This is a genomic window from Zhongshania antarctica (assembly GCF_014202945.1).
Classification (GTDB): Bacteria; Pseudomonadota; Gammaproteobacteria; order Pseudomonadales; family Spongiibacteraceae; genus Spongiibacter; species Spongiibacter antarcticus.
On record NZ_JACHHW010000003.1, the window covers coordinates 217,769 to 234,559 of the forward strand.

At 50.9% G+C, this 16,791-nt stretch carries 18 protein-coding genes and 1 tRNA gene; 18 read left to right on the plus strand and 1 reads right to left on the minus strand.

Translation table 11 applies throughout. The annotated features are described in order from the left end of the window. The first annotated feature begins 213 nt into the window (after positions 1–213). The 18 genes from HNQ57_RS06040 to HNQ57_RS06130 all read left to right on the plus strand — a co-directional run bounded on the left by HNQ57_RS06040 (position 214) and on the right by HNQ57_RS06130 (position 15,702). On the plus strand, positions 214–615 hold the full coding sequence (locus HNQ57_RS06040; protein ID WP_184461705.1) for an HU family DNA-binding protein: 402 nt from the start codon (positions 214–216) through the stop codon (positions 613–615). A 191-nt stretch (positions 616–806) separates the two neighbouring features. Beyond that, positions 807–1,061: an FmdB family zinc ribbon protein gene (locus HNQ57_RS06045; protein WP_008246645.1), complete on the plus strand. Its 255-nt coding sequence runs from the start codon at positions 807–809 to the stop codon at positions 1,059–1,061. A gap of 46 nt (positions 1,062–1,107) precedes the next feature. Continuing rightward, complete coding sequence (gene aspS, locus HNQ57_RS06050) at positions 1,108–2,880, plus strand: aspartate--tRNA ligase (protein ID WP_184461706.1); 1,773 nt, start codon at positions 1,108–1,110, stop codon at positions 2,878–2,880. An 85-nt stretch (positions 2,881–2,965) separates the two neighbouring features. Further along, positions 2,966–3,715 (plus strand): YebC/PmpR family DNA-binding transcriptional regulator, encoded by a 750-nt coding sequence (locus tag HNQ57_RS06055; RefSeq protein ID WP_184461707.1) that lies wholly within the window; start codon positions 2,966–2,968, stop codon positions 3,713–3,715. 174 nt (positions 3,716–3,889) lie between these two features. Next, the gene (gene ruvC / locus HNQ57_RS06060) at positions 3,890–4,417 is read left to right on the plus strand and encodes a crossover junction endodeoxyribonuclease RuvC (protein WP_184461708.1); all 528 of its coding nucleotides are present in this window, start codon (positions 3,890–3,892) and stop codon (positions 4,415–4,417) included. A 13-nt stretch (positions 4,418–4,430) separates the two neighbouring features. Further along, positions 4,431–5,030, plus strand: coding sequence for a Holliday junction branch migration protein RuvA (ruvA, locus tag HNQ57_RS06065; protein ID WP_184461709.1), 600 nt, complete (start codon positions 4,431–4,433; stop codon positions 5,028–5,030). A gap of 13 nt (positions 5,031–5,043) precedes the next feature. Continuing rightward, positions 5,044–6,084, plus strand: coding sequence for a Holliday junction branch migration DNA helicase RuvB (gene ruvB, locus HNQ57_RS06070; RefSeq protein WP_008246650.1), 1,041 nt, complete (start codon positions 5,044–5,046; stop codon positions 6,082–6,084). After that, the gene (gene ybgC / locus HNQ57_RS06075) at positions 6,084–6,476 is read left to right on the plus strand and encodes a tol-pal system-associated acyl-CoA thioesterase (RefSeq protein WP_008246651.1); all 393 of its coding nucleotides are present in this window, start codon (positions 6,084–6,086) and stop codon (positions 6,474–6,476) included. Before ruvB ends, ybgC begins: the two co-directional genes overlap by 1 nt. A 24-nt stretch (positions 6,477–6,500) precedes the next feature. Next, a complete protein-coding gene (gene tolQ / locus HNQ57_RS06080) occupies positions 6,501–7,175 on the plus strand; it encodes a protein TolQ (RefSeq protein WP_184461710.1) in 675 nt (224 codons plus the stop codon). Between the two features lie 11 nt (positions 7,176–7,186). Beyond that, positions 7,187–7,630, plus strand: coding sequence for a protein TolR (gene tolR, locus HNQ57_RS06085; RefSeq protein WP_008246653.1), 444 nt, complete (start codon positions 7,187–7,189; stop codon positions 7,628–7,630). Positions 7,631–7,635: 5 nt separating this feature from the next. Further along, positions 7,636–8,415, plus strand: a complete 780-nt coding sequence (locus HNQ57_RS06090; protein ID WP_184461711.1) for an energy transducer TonB — start codon at positions 7,636–7,638, stop codon at positions 8,413–8,415. Then, a complete protein-coding gene (gene tolB, locus HNQ57_RS06095; RefSeq protein WP_184461712.1) occupies positions 8,415–9,707 on the plus strand; it encodes a Tol-Pal system beta propeller repeat protein TolB in 1,293 nt (430 codons plus the stop codon). The genes HNQ57_RS06090 and tolB overlap by 1 nt, the downstream gene beginning before the upstream one ends. Positions 9,708–9,792: 85 nt before the next feature. Beyond that, positions 9,793–10,287: an OmpA family protein gene (locus HNQ57_RS06100; RefSeq protein ID WP_184461713.1), complete on the plus strand. Its 495-nt coding sequence runs from the start codon at positions 9,793–9,795 to the stop codon at positions 10,285–10,287. Positions 10,288–10,302: 15 nt separating this feature from the next. After that, on the plus strand, positions 10,303–11,136 hold the full coding sequence (gene ybgF / locus HNQ57_RS06105) for a tol-pal system protein YbgF (protein WP_184461714.1): 834 nt from the start codon (positions 10,303–10,305) through the stop codon (positions 11,134–11,136). A 67-nt stretch (positions 11,137–11,203) separates the two neighbouring features. Continuing rightward, positions 11,204–11,854: a 7-carboxy-7-deazaguanine synthase QueE gene (queE, locus tag HNQ57_RS06110; RefSeq protein ID WP_184461715.1), complete on the plus strand. Its 651-nt coding sequence runs from the start codon at positions 11,204–11,206 to the stop codon at positions 11,852–11,854. Between the two features lie 15 nt (positions 11,855–11,869). Next, on the plus strand, positions 11,870–12,547 hold the full coding sequence (gene queC, locus HNQ57_RS06115; protein WP_184461716.1) for a 7-cyano-7-deazaguanine synthase QueC: 678 nt from the start codon (positions 11,870–11,872) through the stop codon (positions 12,545–12,547). A 200-nt stretch (positions 12,548–12,747) separates the two neighbouring features. Then, a tRNA-Lys gene (locus HNQ57_RS06120) sits at positions 12,748–12,822 on the plus strand. 873 nt (positions 12,823–13,695) lie between these two features. Continuing rightward, positions 13,696–15,702, plus strand: a complete 2,007-nt coding sequence (locus tag HNQ57_RS06130) for a TonB-dependent receptor plug domain-containing protein (protein ID WP_184461718.1) — start codon at positions 13,696–13,698, stop codon at positions 15,700–15,702. A gap of 41 nt (positions 15,703–15,743) precedes the next feature. Here HNQ57_RS06130 and HNQ57_RS06135 read toward each other — a convergent pair whose 3' ends face one another. Then, complete coding sequence (locus tag HNQ57_RS06135; protein ID WP_184461719.1) at positions 15,744–16,745, minus strand: AraC family transcriptional regulator; 1,002 nt, start codon at positions 16,743–16,745, stop codon at positions 15,744–15,746. Positions 16,746–16,791 lie beyond the last annotated feature (46 nt).

Here is a 16,791-nt window from a genome sequence, read left to right on the forward strand (position 1 = left end):
GAATAAGGTGATAAACGAGGTAGTTTTTGTAAGAAAATGCCTTTTTTACAGTGTTTTCGATCAAAAAAGTCCCTTGTATCTTGTATTGCATAAAACAATCGACTATAGGTAGTCGCATGCACTTTTTAGTGGTGAATGCTGAGGTATTGGCTTGGGGTGCTAAAGATTCAAATGGGCAAGTACTATTCAACGTGAGATACAGGAATAATCACAATGGCGATAAAAAAAGCTGCTCCAAAAAAAGCTGCCGCTAAGGCAAAAATTAGCGCACCAGCAAGCGCGGCACCTAAGCGTAAAACAACAGCAATCAGTGAGAAAATGACCAAAACTCAAATTCTGACTGAAATTGCTGAAAACACCAATTTGAGCCGTAAGCAGGTTGGTGATGTTATGGCTGAATTGGAAATCTTGATTGAGCGCAGTATTAAAAAGCGTGCGCTAGGTGAGTTCACTATTCCCGGTTTGATGAAAATCACCACCGTGAAGAAGCCTGCGACTAAGGCGCGCAAGGGCATTAACCCTTTCACTGGCGAAGAAACCATGTTCAAAGCCAAGCCTGCGAGTGTAGCGGTGAAGGTTCGTCCGTTGAAAAAGCTCAAAGATTTCGCAGTTTAAGCACCAGTATTACACCCCAAAGTGGTCTTTTAGCCACTTTGGGGGCCAAACCTCCCCGCTTTACAGTTTATTTCCCCCTCAAGTAGGCTCTTGCATTTATTGCAGGCGATGCTTTGCGTTATAATCTCGCTCCTTTTGAGCCGCTTGGCCCTTAATGATGTCATTTATGTGTTTTGTTTGGGGAGATTGATATGCCTATTTACGAATATGCGTGCCGGGCTTGTGAACATGAGTTTGAAGCATTGCACAAAATGAGTGATCCGGCGCTGCGCGATTGCCCAGAGTGTAAGGCGGCAGAGCTGGTGAAAAAGGTTTCAGCGGCGGGATTTCGCCTAAAAGGCGGTGGTTGGTATGAAACCGATTTTAAATCTGGCGACAAAAAGAAAAATTTGGCTGGCGATGGCGGTGCCACTAGCGCCCCGGCCACATCTTCCTCCTCCGATTAAAACTCGGATTGTGACTTTATAAACTCGATATAGCGGGACAGAATTCATGCGCAGTCATTATTGCGGCAGCTTGAGTAGTGAGAACATAGATCAAGAAGTGACCTTGTGTGGTTGGGTAGATCGCCGCCGAGATCATGGTGGGGTTATCTTCCTCGATATGCGCGACCGCGAGGGGATTGTTCAGGTGGTGTTTGACCCAGACACCGAAGAGCACTTCCGCACAGCTGACCGGGTGCGCGGTGAATATGTCTTGCGTATTCGCGGCCGCGTTCGTGCCCGCGCCGGTGCGACCGTTAACGCCAATATGAAAACCGGCGAGATCGAAGTGCTGGGCAAAGAACTGGAAATTCTGAATGAATCAGAGACGCCACCGTTCCAGTTGGATGACCACACCAATGTTGGCGAAGATGTGCGTTTGCGCTACCGCTACCTAGACCTGCGTCGCCCACAAATTGCCGACAAGCTGCGCCTGCGCGCGCGGATTACCTCGGTGCTGCGCCGTTACCTCGATAGCCAAAACTTCTTGGATATTGAAACGCCCATTTTGACCCGCGCCACGCCGGAAGGTGCCCGGGACTATTTGGTGCCCAGCCGCACTCATGCCGGTAAGTTCTTTGCGCTGCCCCAGTCGCCCCAGTTGTTTAAGCAGCTGCTGATGGTGTCTGGTTTTGACCGCTATTATCAAATCGCGAAGTGCTTCCGCGATGAAGACCTGCGCGCAGATCGTCAGCCAGAATTTACCCAGATCGATATTGAAACGTCGTTTATGGACGACAAGCAGATCATGGCCGTTACCGAGGGCATGATTAGCGATCTGTTTAAAGAAGTGATGAATATTGACCTTGGCAGTTTTCCAACCATGAAGTATGCCGAGGCCATGTCGCGTTTTGGTAGCGACAAGCCTGATATGCGTATTCCGTTAGAGATGGTAGACGTTGGCGATTTGATGCAAGACGTGGAGTTCAAAGTCTTCTCTGGTCCAGCTAAAAGCCCAGATGGTCGTGTTGCTGCGCTGAAAGTTCCCGGTGGTAATGAAGCCCTGACTCGCAAGCAGATTGACGAGTACACCAAGTTTGTTGGTATATACGGTGCCAAAGGTCTGGCGTATATCAAGGTCAACGACAAGAGCGATCTGGAAAATGGTTTACAGTCGCCCATTGTTAAATTCTTGCCTGAGCCTGTGCGTGCAGCGATTCTGGATCGCTTAGCGGCTGAAAACGGCGATTTGATCTTCTTTGGCGCCGACAGTGCCAAGGTTGTTAACGAAGCTCTGGGCGCGCTGCGCTGCAAACTCGGTGAAGATCTTAAGTTATACACCTGCGAGTGGGCACCGCTGTGGGTTGTTGACTTCCCGATGTTTGAGAAAGACGGCAGCGGCAACTGGACTTCACTTCACCACCCCTTCACTGCGCCATCGTGCAGCCCAGAAGAGCTTGAAAAAGCACCGGGTGAAGCCCTGTCTATTGCCTACGATATGGTGCTGAACGGCACCGAGCTTGGCGGCGGTTCGGTTCGTATACATCGCTCAGACATGCAGCAGGCGGTTTTCCGCGTGTTGGGTATTGGCCCAGAAGAAGCCGACGAGAAATTCGGCTTCTTGCTGGACGCGCTTAAGTATGGCGCGCCACCGCACGGTGGTCTGGCCTTTGGTCTGGATCGTTTGGTCATGTTAATGACCGGTGCAAAGTCTATTCGCGACGTTATTGCCTTCCCCAAAACCCAGAGTGCGGCCTGTGTGATGACTGACGCACCGGGTACAGTTGAAGTTAAGCAATTAACCGAGCTGAATATTCGGCTGCGCAAGTTAGAAGAGAAATAATAATCCAGTAAAAGACGCTGCGGCGTTCGATTATTTGATCTGAGTGAGCCTCGCAATGCGGGGCTCACTGCTATCAGGAGGTTGCATGGCGGGTCACAGCAAGTGGGCTAATATTAAGCATCGCAAAGCTGGGCAAGACGCCAAGCGCGGCAAAATTTTCACTAAATTGATTCGCGAGATTGTTGTCGCTGCCAAAGCGGGTGGTCCCACACCTGAAGATAACCCGCGCTTGCGCGCGGTGGTGGACAAGGCGCTCACCGCCAATATGAAGCGCGACACCATCGATAAGGCGATTACCCGTGGCGCCGGCAATGCCGATAGCGATAATTACGACGAAGTCAGCTACGAGGGGTATAGCGCAGCTGGGGTGGCGGTGTTGGTGGAATGCATGACCGATAATCGCAATCGCACGGTGGCGGATGTGCGCCACGCCTTTAATAAGCGCGGTGGTAACCTAGGCACTGATGGCTCTGTTGCCTATTTATTCAGCCGTAAGGGCCAGCTGGTTTTTGCACCGGGTATTGATGAAAACGCCTTAATGGAGGCGGCGCTTGAAGCGGGCGCCGAAGACGTGGTGAACCACGAGGATGGTTCCACCGAGGTGCTGACTGAATTTAGCAATTTTTTGGCTGTTAAAGATGCCATGCTGGCGGCGGGTTTTCGCTGCGAAAGCGCAGATACGGTGATGATTGCGTCGCTTAGTATTGAATTAGATGCGGCGGGGGCTGAGGCGCTGTTGGGCTTGGTCGATATGCTCGAAGACCTTGACGATGTTCAGCATGTCCATACCAACGCGCAAATCTCGCAAGCGGTGCTCGACCAGCTCTCTTCATGATGGTGATGGGCGCAATCTGCGTGCCTTGAGCATGTTAATCTCGGTGCAAACCTGTGCATAATAATATCTTGGTCGGCGCTCACTGCGCGGAAATTGGTGCGATGGCAACAACACGGTGCTAAGCGTCCGGTTCGGACTATCTGCGCTCATATCAAGAACAATACAGCGGCTGCGATGACGATTATTTTGGGTGTGGACCCCGGCTCACAAAAAACCGGCTTTGGGGTGATAGAGGTGATTGGCAATCGCCATCGCTATATTACTAGCGGGGTGATTCGTCTACCTACCGGCGCGCTGCCTGCGCGTCTGGATATTATTTTCAAGAGCTTAAGCACCATCATTGCTGAGTATTCTCCGGTAGAAGCGGCTGTGGAGGAGGTTTTCATGGCCAAGAGCGCTGGCTCGGCGCTGAAGTTGGGCCAGGCGCGGGGCGCGGCGGTGGTGGCCTGCGTTAGTCATGATTTAATTGTGGCGGAGTACACGGCGCGGCAGATTAAAAAGGCCGTAGTGGGAACCGGTGCAGCGGATAAAGAACAGATCCAGCATATGGTGAAAATTCTGCTGAAATTACCGGCAGTCCCCCAAGAGGATGCTGCGGATGCACTGGCAGCGGCAATTTGCCACGCAAACTCCCGTCAGGGATTATTAACAATGTCGGCGTCGACCACCGCAACGCGAATGCGGCGTGGGCGTCTAACGTAAATTTGGAGTAGTAATGATAGGACGTTTGCGCGGCGTGCTGATTGAAAAGCAGGCGCCGGAAATTGTGATTGATGTGCAGGGCGTGGGCTACGAGGTGTTAGTGCCCATGACCACTTTGTATAATTTGCCCCCGCTGGGCGAGGAAGTGGCGCTTTACACCCAGTTTATAGTTCGCGAAGATGCCCAGCAGTTGTTCGGTTTTAGCGATGTTCGTGCGCGGCGCTTGTTTCGGGATTTGATTAAGGTAAACGGTGTTGGCCCTAAAATGGCCTTGGCGATTATGTCGGGCATCGACAGCGATGAGTTTGTGCGCTGCGTGCAAGATGGCAATACTGCTGCGCTGGTGCGCTTGCCGGGGGTGGGCAAGAAGACCGCTGAGCGTTTGGTCATTGAGATGCGTGATCGTCTCAAAGACTGGGCGCCGGAGTCTGGCAGTGTAAGTATGCCAACGCCCCAGGCGCTGGGCCGGGCGAATATCGCCGAAGCCGAGGCCGCCCTGGTGGCGCTGGGCTATAAGCCCCAAGAGGCGAGCAAGGCAATTAGCGCCTTGAAATTGGACGATGCGAGTAGCGAGGAATTAATCCGCGCTGCCTTAAAAAACATGATTAAGTGATGAGCAAAACTCAGTGATTGAAATAGACCGCCTCGTGGCGCCGGAACTCGGCGAGCCTGCCGAAGAGCGCTATGACCGCGCGATACGACCCAAAAGTTTGGCCGATTATATTGGTCAGCCAGCGGTGCGTGAGCAAATGGGAATATTTGTTAGTGCGGCGCGGATGCGCAATGAGCCACTGGATCACACCCTGATTTTTGGCCCGCCAGGCTTGGGCAAAACCACCTTGGCAAATATCTTGGCCAATGAAATGGGGGTGTCACTCAAAACGACCTCGGGGCCGGTATTGGAAAAAGCCGGTGACCTTGCTGCTCTATTGACCAACCTCGATGCCGGCGATGTGCTGTTTATAGACGAGATTCACCGTCTGAGTCCCAATATTGAAGAAATTTTGTATCCGGCGATGGAAGATTATCAGCTGGATATAATGATTGGCGAAGGACCGGCCGCACGCTCCATTAAATTAGATTTACCGCCGTTCACCCTGGTTGGTGCCACCACTCGGGCGGGCTTGTTAACGTCACCGCTGCGGGACCGCTTCGGTATTGTCCAGCGCTTGGAATTTTATGGAGTGAAGGATCTCACCACCATTGTTAGCCGCAGCGCGGGTATTCTTGGTATGCGGCTAGATGACGCCGGTGCCCATGAAATTGCACTGCGCTCCAGAGGCACGCCGCGTATTGCCAATCGGCTATTGCGGCGCGTGCGAGATTATGCGGAAGTGAAGGCCGATGGTTTTGTGAGTGCGGAGATCGCCGATCAGGCACTAAATATGCTTAACGTCGACAGCAGTGGATTTGATCATCAGGATCGGCGCTTATTGTTGGCTATGATTGAGCGTTTTGATGGCGGCCCAGTAGGGGTAGACAGCCTTGCCGCCGCGATTAGTGAAGAGCGAGGTACCATTGAAGATGTACTTGAGCCTTACTTGATCCAGCAAGGTTATATCATGCGTACACCGCGTGGCCGGGTGGTAACCAATATGGCTTACCGCCACTTTGGTCTTGAAATGCCCAAAAGTGGGGATATTACCGAAAACGGTGGTGCGCCCTAATGGAATTCAGGCTACCGCTGCGAGTCTATATCGAGGACACTGATGCGGGTGGCATCGTTTTTTACGTGAACTACCTGAAATTCATGGAGCGTGCACGCACAGAATACATGCGGGCACTGGGGTTTTCTAAAACAGAAATCATGAATGACGCGCTAATGTTTGTGGTTAGCGCACTGCAGACAAAATATTTACGTCCAGCACGATTAGATGAGCAACTTATTGTTACCGCCAGAGTCATAGCGGCGGCTCGAGTTAGCTTGCGCTTTGAACAGCGAGTTTATCGTGGTGAAGAATTGATTTGCGACGCAGAAGTAACAGTCGCCTGCGTCGACAGCGCGACATTAAAACCAAAACGAATACCGGCGACGCTATTGGCGGCGCTACAGCATTAATACAAAAAATATCAGGAGTTAACTGTGGGACAAGAGCTTTCCATTTGGCACTTAGTGAGTCAGGCCAGTCTGTTTGTGCAGCTGATAATGATGGTGCTGTTACTTGCATCGGTGGTGTCCTGGTATCAAATTGCCAACCGGGTCATGTATTTCAATCAAGCCGAGAACGAGATGAAGCGTTTTGAATCGCGTTTTTGGTCTGGCACCGATTTGCATACCTTATATAAGGAGGGGGAAGAAAAACACGCCGTCTTCGGGATGGAGAGTGTATTTCGAGCTGGCTACAAAGAATTTACGCGCCTTGCCAAAAAACGTCTGGACTCCGATGCCATGATGGATGCTTGTCAGCGTTCAATGCGCGTGGCGCTGTCGCGGGAAGAAGAAGCGATGGAGCATAGCCTGCCATTCTTGGCTACCGTGGGGTCGACTAGCCCTTATGTTGGCTTGCTCGGCACAGTTTGGGGAATTATGGGTTCGTTCCACGGCTTAGGTCAGGTGCAACAAGCGACGCTGGCAACCGTTGCCCCCGGCATTTCTGAAGCGCTAGTGGCTACTGCGATGGGTTTGATTGCCGCAATACCCGCGGTGGTGTGTTACAACCGTTTTTCTTCCAAGGTCGATTCGCTCGCGGGTAAGTACGATACCTTCTCGGAAGAGTTCTCCAGTATTTTACACCGCCAGATTCACTCGCGGGATTAAGGGAAACGGCTATGTCGCGGCGAAATAAGCGTAAGCCAATGTCCGATATCAATGTGGTTCCCTACATTGATGTTATGTTGGTGCTATTAATTGTATTCATGGTGACGGCGCCGATGCTGGTGCAAGGTGTGCAAGTTGAATTGCCGCAGGCGTCTACCGAGCCGGTGCCACCGACTGACGACGACCCTATTGTCGTTTCGGTAGATAAACAGGGTAAATACTACGTGACCCTTGGCGATCCGAGTAAGCAGGGCGAGCCAGCGGAGTTGGCGGATATTGGTGACAAAATCAGTAAGATATTGCGTAATAAGCCCAAAACGCCTGTGATGGTGAAGGGTGACGGCGCGGTTGATTATTCGGCGGTAGTTGCGGCGATGGCGGTTTTGCAGGGTGCTGGCGCAACATCGATAGGTTTGATTACCGAGGAACCTCAATCGCGCAGTGGAGCGAAGTAAGCGCGATGACAGATATTAAACTGCTTCCCGCAGCGGTCACCGTCAGCCTGCACACTGGAATAATAGTGTTATTGCTGTTCGGTATACCGACCATGCAGGATACGAAGCCCTTGGAGGCACGGCCGCTGGCAATACAGGCGAAGTTGGTTATAGAGAAGCCAGTGAGTCGGCCGGCACCGGCGAAGCCTGTGGCGAAACCAACGCCGAAGCCCGTGGTCAAACCGGCACCAAAGCCTGAACCGGTCAAAAAGCCCGAGCCAAAGCCAACGCCGCCACCGCCACCGCCAAAGCCGGTGCCGCAAGTGAAAAAGCCGGAGCCGAAAGGGCCGACGCCAGAGGAAATTCGTAAGCAAAAAGAGCAGGAAAAGGTGCGGGAAGCCGCTAAGCAGCGTGCACTGGAAGAAGAAATTCGCCGCGAGCAGCAAAAAGAATTGGCTGACGCGCTAGCATCAGAAGATGACTTGGTCGAAGACGGTGAATTGGCGTCGACTTATGCCGATTTGATTACGACCTTGATTTCAAATAATTGGACGCGGCCTCTGTCTGCCCGAAACGGCATGCAGACCACGATCCAAATTATGACGACGCCCACCGGCGAAATTGTTGGGCATACGATTACCAGAGGCAGTGGTGATAGTGCTTTTGATTTATCGGTAACCCGAGCGGTCACCCGTTTAGGCAAAATAGAAGAGCTGGCGGAGCTGGCCCGCAAAGATCCGTCGGCGTACGAGAAGAATTTCCGGCGATTTACCATTAATTTCTCACCCCAAGATTTGAGGCGGTAATGTTTAAACAGATTGTTACAGTGTTAGCACTAGTGCTTGCCGGCAATTTCGCAATGGCTGATCTCACTATTGAGATTAATAAGGGCAAGGATGATCCGGTACCGATTGCCATTGTGCCCTTTGGCTGGCAGCCCGGCGTGGCAGTGGCGGAGGATGTCGCGTCTATCATCGAGATGGATTTGCATCGCAGTGGCCAGTTTGCGCCCTTGAGTCGTGGCGACATGCTGGGGCGGCCGCGCAATGCCAGCGAAGTCTATTATCGCGACTGGAAGAGCTTGGGTGTCGACTATGTGGTAGTGGGTTCATTGACTCAGGACGGGCCCAATGCCCTGACCGCGAATTATGAGCTTTTAGACGTTAATACTCAGCGTGTGATCCTAACGGGTACCGAATCGGTGAGTGTGGACAAGCCGCGTTACCTCGCGCACACAGTTAGCGACAAAATATATGAAAAACTCACAAATATTCGCGGTGCATTTAGGACGCAACTGCTTTATGTTTCCGCTGTTCGCGAAGGGGGCAATCGAACCCGCTTCCGGTTGCTGAAAAGCGACATCGATGGAGCCAATGAATCGGTACTTTTTGACAGTCGAGAGCCAATTATGGCGCCGACTTGGGCTCCCGACGGCAAGACAATCGCCTATGTATCTTTTGAAACTAGCAGGCCTGCAATCTATACGCAGAACCTGCTGACTGGGGTGCGTAAGCAGTTGACCTCGTTTAGAGGTTTGAATAGTTCTCCGGTGTTTTCACCGGATGGAACACAAATGGCAATGGTATTGTCGAAGGACGGCAGTCCCGACATATATGTGATGGATTTGGCCAGCGGCAGTTTGCAGCAGGTAACCAACCATTTTGCTATTGATACTGAGCCGGCCTGGATGCCTGACGGGAAATCGTTAATATTCACGTCCGACCGAGGCGGTAAACCGCAGATTTACAAGGTCCAACTGGGCAGCGGTGCGGTAGATAGAATGACATTTATAGGTGACTATAATGCGCGGGCAAGAGTGTTGCCCGACGGTCTGGGTTTGGTGTTAGTGCATAGAAATAGCGGTAATTTTCATATTGCAGTTCAGGATTTGAAACGTAACCGTGTTGAAATTCTCACTACCACTAATTTGGATGAGTCACCTAGTGTAGCGCCAAACGCCAGTATGCTATTGTATGCAACACAGTACGATGGTAAAGGTGTGTTGGCGGCAGTATCGATAGACGGTGGAGTGAAATATCGCTTGCCGTCTCGATTCGGGGATGTGCGCGAACCGGCTTGGTCGCCTTTTCTTCAATGATGTAGTAGCCGGGAAAGAAAGACCGGGCATACAAAATGAATTGTGTGTCCGGAAGTGTGTAATCAAAATTTGACGGGAAAATGCCATGAAATACCAAGCAAAAAATATGTTTTTGGGTGTAGCTTTCTTCAGCGTGCTGTTGGCTGGTTGTGCATCAACTGATACCGATAGCAGTGGTCAAGAAGGTGCTGATACCGTTAGCACTTACACTGAGTCTGCTGATGCGAATGCTTCTGCGTACGATGCCCAGGACATGATGAATCTCGAAACGGTTTTCCATTTCGAATTCGACCAAGCCACTTTGACTGCTAAGGCTCGTAAAGCTCTGGACGCACAAATTGTTCGTCTGAAGAAAACGACTGGTCCTGTGCGTCTGGAAGGTCATGCTGACGAACGCGGTACCCGTGAATACAACATCGCTTTAGGTGAGCGTCGTGCCAATGCTGTTGCAGATTACATGGCAATTAACGGCATTCCACGCTACCGTATTGAGTCTGTTAGCTACGGCGAAGAGCGTCCAGTTGCATTCGGCCAGTCTGAATCAACTTACTCTCAGAACCGTCGCGTTGAACTGAAGTAATTTAAAGGCGTACTGATGCAGTTTACAAAACCACTGTTCTTACTGTTGTCGGCAGCTTGTCTGTCGGCGCAACTTTGGGCTCAGGCCCCAGTTGTTGATATGAACTCTCCGCGAGCGGGTGCTGAATCCAATCGTAGTATGCAAGGGGAGATCTACCAGCAGTTACAGCAGCTTCGTCAAGAAATGATGACGTTGCGAGGAATAGTGGAGGAGCAAGAGCATCAGATCAGCCAGCTAAAACAGCAGGGCCTAGATCGCTATATTGATCTAGACCGCCGTTTGGGTTCGCTAACCACTGGCGCCGCTGGCGCGGTGGTTGGCAGCTCTTCTACGGTAGCTAATGCCGCTGTAGATGCTGGAAGTGACGCTGGTATTACTGGTGAGGCAGCTGTTGCCGCAGTAACGGGCGCAGATGTTGTTAATCCGCCAGCAGTTAGTGCTGTCCCCGCCGTGGCAAGTAACGGTAATGAATCATCTGATTACACCGACGCTTACGCTTTGGTGAGAAGTGGTAATTACGATCAAGCCATCACGTCTTTTTTGGCGTATGTTGAGCGTTACCCCTCAGGTCGCTACACGCCTAATGCGTGGTATTGGCTAGGTGAGCTCTACGTCGCTGTTAAACCCCAGAATTTAAAGGCTTCAACCGACGCCTTTCAGTATTTGCTGAGCAAATACCCCGATCACGATAAAGTCCCCGCGGCCATGTACAAACTGGGCACGGTTTACTTTTTGAATGGCAATAAGCAAAAATCCCAAGAATTACTGACCCATGTCATTGACCGTTACGGCAGTACCGGTAACTCTGCAGTGAACAAATCACGGGAATTTCTCCGTAAGAATTTCTGATTCTTCGCGGAGCAAAGCTTGCGCGGCTGGTCTCCGGAAGCAATCCAGTATCCGGTAGCCAGTGCTAATGAAAGCGAACACCCTTCGTATTACTGAAATATTTTACTCTCTGCAAGGCGAGTCTCGTACTTTGGGCTTACCCACCGTATTTGTGCGCCTTACAGGTTGCCCTCTGCGCTGTGTTTACTGCGATACTGAGTATGCCTTTCACGGTGGTGAACGTCGCGAACTTAACGATATTCTCGCTGAAGTGGCGCAGTATTCTCCCCGCTACATATGCGTTACCGGTGGTGAACCGCTAGCGCAGCCCGAATGCCTAAGCTTGCTCACGGCGCTCTGTGATGCAGGCTATGAGGTGTCATTAGAAACTAGCGGCGCCCTACCAATAGAAAAGGTTGATGCGCGGGTTTCACGGGTAATGGACTTAAAAACACCCGCGTCAGGTGAAATGCACCGCAATCTTATGGATAATATCCCCTTTCTTACCGACCACGACCAAGTTAAGTTCGTGCTGTGTAATCGTGAAGATTACGACTGGGCACGATTTCAACTCGACAGCTACCAGTTGAATAAGCGCGCTGGCGAGGTGTTGTTTTCGCCTAGCTTTGGTCAGCTTAGTGCCACCGATTTGGCGAACTGGATTGTGGCAGATAACCTCCCTGTGCGTTTTCAAATGCAATTGCATAAAATATTGTGGAATGACGCCGCAGGGCATTAGCAACGAGGACGTGTTTTGCAAAAGAAAGCAGTCGTACTGGTTTCCGGTGGCTTAGACAGCGCTACGGTATTGGCCCAGGCAATAGAAGCGGGGTATGAGTGTTATGCCCTGGCGTTTGATTACGGCCAGCGTCACCGCGCCGAATTGGTTGCCGCAAAGCGCGTGGCTGAAACCGGTGGTGCCAAAGCGTTTAAGATTATCACCCTGGATTTGAGTAGCATCGGCGGCTCGGCCTTGACCGATATGAATATCGCCGTGCCAGACGCGGGAGCCCTCGGGATCCCTGTGACTTATGTGCCGGCTCGTAATACCGTATTTTTGTCGATTGCGCTTGGCTGGGCTGAAGTCCTCGACGCCGATGACATTTTTATCGGTGTGAACGCAGTGGACTACTCGGGCTACCCAGATTGTCGCCCAGCATTTATAGAGGCTTTCGAGACCCTAGCGAATGTCGCGACCAAGGCTGGAGTGGAAGGGCACGGTATGCGCATCCACACCCCCTTAATGGCGCTCAGTAAGGCGGATATCGTCAAGCTAGGTACTGGCTTAGGTGTTGATTACGGACAAACCGTGTCCTGTTATCGGGCGAATACCGATGGCGAAGCCTGTGGGCGATGCGACAGCTGTCATCTTCGTCGCGAAGGTTTTCTGCAAGCTGGCGTCGCTGACCCCACTCGATATCACAAACTGTAATAAAACTGCTTTTTTTAGTGTGTTGCGGTTGTTTTTTCTTTTGAAATCCGTATTATAGGCGCCTCTTTCGAGGTCACTGAAAAGACGCAATTTTGGCGATTAATCAGTGATTTAGGTCTAGTAAATAATACTGGATTCATTCGTAAGATAGCTTTACAATGCGGCCCCTGGAACTCGCGGGTAGCATAGCAAGAGAATATGGGCCGTTAGCTCAGTGGTAGAGCAGTTGGCTTTTAACCAATTGGTCGATGGTTCGAATCCATCACGGCCCACCATTTTCTCTAAAGAATTCAAAGCGTTGCATACATGCAGCGCTTTTTTTTCGTCTGGACTTTCCTCTGTGACCACCTTGTGACCAAATCGTGCCCATCCTGTGACCACAGCCAAAATATTTAGATGTAAAAAAACGGCCAAAATGACCAGTTAGTCTACGTTGGGCACTGGTTTCGGGGTGTGCACTAACAGGTCTTTTAAGTGGCAGTCAAAAAAGCGACAGAACACATCAATATTATCTGCTCCTGTGCTGGACCCGGTAATCATTCCGTTTAAAGGGCATTTCCTGTTTTTTTTTGAAATTGATGTAAAGCGTCGTACCTCCCCCCTCGAATACTTCCTTATAGCCAATATTAATATTGGCTTGCAGCGTCTTCTATAGGGCGGCTGCGGAGAAGTCATTTTATCATTCCACCCGATCAACTTTGCGCTTAGGTGACACCATTGCCAGCGCGGCGCGCACGTTCAGCGGCTGGCATATTTACTGTTTCATCTGGCGAGGCCAAAATTTATCTGCGCTTTTAGTGCCAGTGTAACTGAGCTTAACTCGCTGAGCTTTTATAAGATGCAGTATCTTCATTCTCTGTGTGTTTCGGTATCTGTCGACAGTTTGCGGCGATACTTCATGATTTTCAGAAGTTTCTCCAACAAACTCGCTGTTTACTCGTATTGTTCTATACTTTTTGAGCTAGTGGGGAGCTGCTTTACGCTCGTTTTATAAACGTTCCTAGGTCGCGACAGACTCAGTTTAGGCTTTTACCGGAAAGTGCTGAATAGTGACGCGTGGTATGTAGGGCTTAATGCTTGTACACGGGCGCTGACTACATTGCGCCGAAGGGGTGCTGCGACGATGACCGTTAGGGGAAACACCGGCTATGTTCGATTGCGGTAGATTATATGACGTGCGTGCAACGGCGTTTTGCCTGTGCATAGGCTTGGCAGCCAGTGAGCTTCATGCCAGGGATTATCGTGCTGAAGATCTCGCGTCGTTGAGCCTAGAAGAACTGTTGGATATTGATGTGTCGCTGGGTGTGCGTCGAGGCGAGTCGCATAGGGAGTCGTCTGCGGCAGTGTATGTGTTGAATCGGGATTCTATTCAGCGGTCTGGCGCGACAACTATTCCTGAATTATTGCGGCTTGTGCCCGGTGTTGAGGTTACCCGGTTTGGCTCTGCCAAATGGGGTGTCGGTATTCGGGGGTTTAATGGCGGCATATTTACCAATCGCCTGCTTATTCTGGTCGACGGGCGAAGTATGTTTTCTCCCGCCAAGGTTGGCATGTTTTGGGATACCCTCGATACCCTCATTAATGATATTGAACGCATTGAAGTGGTGCGTGGCCCAGGCGCATCGCTATGGGGTTCTAATGCCTTTAATGGCGTTATTAATATTGTGACCCGGCACAGCGCCGATACCCAGGGTGGCATGCTGGAAGTGGGCGCTGGCAACGAGGAAAAATGGTTTACGGGCTATCGCTTTGGGGTGCAGCTAGGAGAGCAAAAATACCTGCGCGCTCACATTAAGGCCTTTGAGCGTGACGATGCTGTTAGACCCGACGGCCTTGAAAATCGTGATGGATGGAATTCGGTACAGGCTGGACTCCGATACGATCAAGGCAGCCCTGAGTTAGGTGCCTTTAGCCTACAGCTCAATGCCTATGAAGGTGCGGAGGGGGAGGAACTCGTGCTTCCCGATCAAAACGCCCTAAATTTACAAAGCTTGTTCTACACTCGAGCGGAATTTTCGGGCATTAATTTTATGACGGATTGGCAGTATCAGAAAAATGAGCGATCGCATTATAGTCTCAAATTCTACGCCGACCACTCTGAGCGAACCGACCTGCTGTTTAATCTCACGGTTGACAGTTACGACGCTGATTTTCAACACAGCTACCGTATTGATGATCGACAGCGCTTGGTTTGGGGCTTAGCTTATCGCTACACCGACGACAAGCTACCTGACCAGTATATTCGTTTTACCCGTGAGCAGCGGCACTACGACGTGGCGAGTGGTTTCTTGCAGTATGAGTTCGCGCCCATTAAAAATTGGCGTTTAATTGCTGGCAGTAAAGTAGAAGAAAACGATTTTAGTGGTAGCGAAGTTCAGCCGAATGCCCGTGCTATTTGGCGTTACAGTGCGCAGGGTTCTGCGTGGTTAGCTGTTTCTCAGGCCAATCGCACGCCAAGTCGCACCGAACATGACGGTCGTGTCGATTTTGATTACGTCGCGCCGCAAGTGCAATTGCAGATCCAAGGTAGAGAATCTTTTCGATCCGAAACACTGCGAGCCTACGAGCTGGGTTGGCGGCAGCAATTTAGCCCTGCGGTGAGTTTGGATGTTGCGTTATTTTTTAATGAATACGAGGGTTTACGCACACTAGAGCCCGGGGCACTCGAGGCTAATTCGGCGCCCCCGCCAGCGGCTATAATACCGATCATCGCTAGCAATGGTGCCGATGCGCGCTCATGGGGAGGCGAACTGGTATTGAGCGCAGTACTGAGCCCTAACTGGCGCACAGAGGTGCAATACAGCAATGTGCAAATCGACGTTCAAGCCGATAACAGCGGGGACCCGACGGCAACAAGCGCGGAAGGTGAAAGCCCGCAGCATCGCCTGACATTTCGTTCTAGCTGGAGTTTGAGTGAGGGCTGGGGAGTCGATACAACACTGCGCTATGTTGATGACCTGGATGGTCAGCGTATCGATGAATACACCGAGCTCGATGTTCATGTCAGCAAGCGAATTGGCGAGGCAATGACGATTTCCTTCGTCGGCCAAAATTTGCTCGACAGTAGCCATGAGGAATACGTCGATAAGGTGGTGGGCACGCCTCGGGTTGAGGTTGAGCGGGGCGGCTACCTAAAGTTTAAACTGAATTTTTAAGCGTTAAGGCTCGATGGCAAATCGGCTTTAGTGTGATCTGTTTATCCGCGTTTTTTGTACGCCATCGGTTTTGTTCCCGTCCATTTTTTGAAGGAGCGAATAAAGGCACTCGGTTCTGAAAAGCCAATTAAAAATGCGGTTTCTTCTACACTGCAGCCCATACTACTCAAGTGAAATATGGCTGTGTCGCAGCGTACCCGATCTTTAATTTCTTGATATTGGAAACCCTCCTGGCGCAAGTAATTGCGGAGGGTGTGGGGGTGTATATTCAGGACCTTAGCAAGATCGGTAAAGCTGGGTTTATTTTGCAGCGTTGCTTCGACCAGTGAACTTACTTTGTAATGCCAGCTTTTCGAGGTATAGCGCTGGGTAATCATTGCCAAATTTACGTGGTTTAAAAACTTCTCTAAAGCTTGGGCTGAAATATTTACATTTTGCTCAAGCAAAGAGGCCGAAAATTGAATTTGCGCGTGGTTTTGCTGATAGTGAATATTTTTAGTGAGAAAGAGGTTCCAGTATTCCGCCGCATGCGGCTGCTTGCTAAAACTGAAATCAACTCGGTGCAGGGGAATTTGTCTGCCAATCAGCCAGTTGGCGGTGCGGTGTATGTAAAAGAGGAATGACTCATACAGATAGGGGGCAAACTCTGAATTTGCGGTATTAGGCGTGAGCGAGATACTCGCGATGTCATTATGTATTTCTAAATTCGTATTTAAGCCCCAGGGGATTAGGCGGTAAAAGCGCGTGAGGCGTTTTAAGGCCTCGCCTAGGCTGGGGGCATTGGCCGCGAGTTCGGTCATGGTCGTCCAGCAGCCGAGCTTTTGCGCTTGGGCGCCAAATCCCATCAATTCGTCGCCCATAGCTTGCATGGTGTCGCGGCAGAGATTGGCGTAATTTTCTGCTGGGATTCGGGCATTGGCTTGCTTGAGCAAGCTGGGGCTAATGTGGTTTTGATTCAGTAGCTTAAGTTGTAAGTCGGGTTGCTGTTGCAAGTTCTGCAGGCATTTCTGCACAAAATAAATGGCGATAGTGGGTGATCGCATATCGAGTAGCCCAATTTGACTGGCCTCAAATTATAACAATATGTCT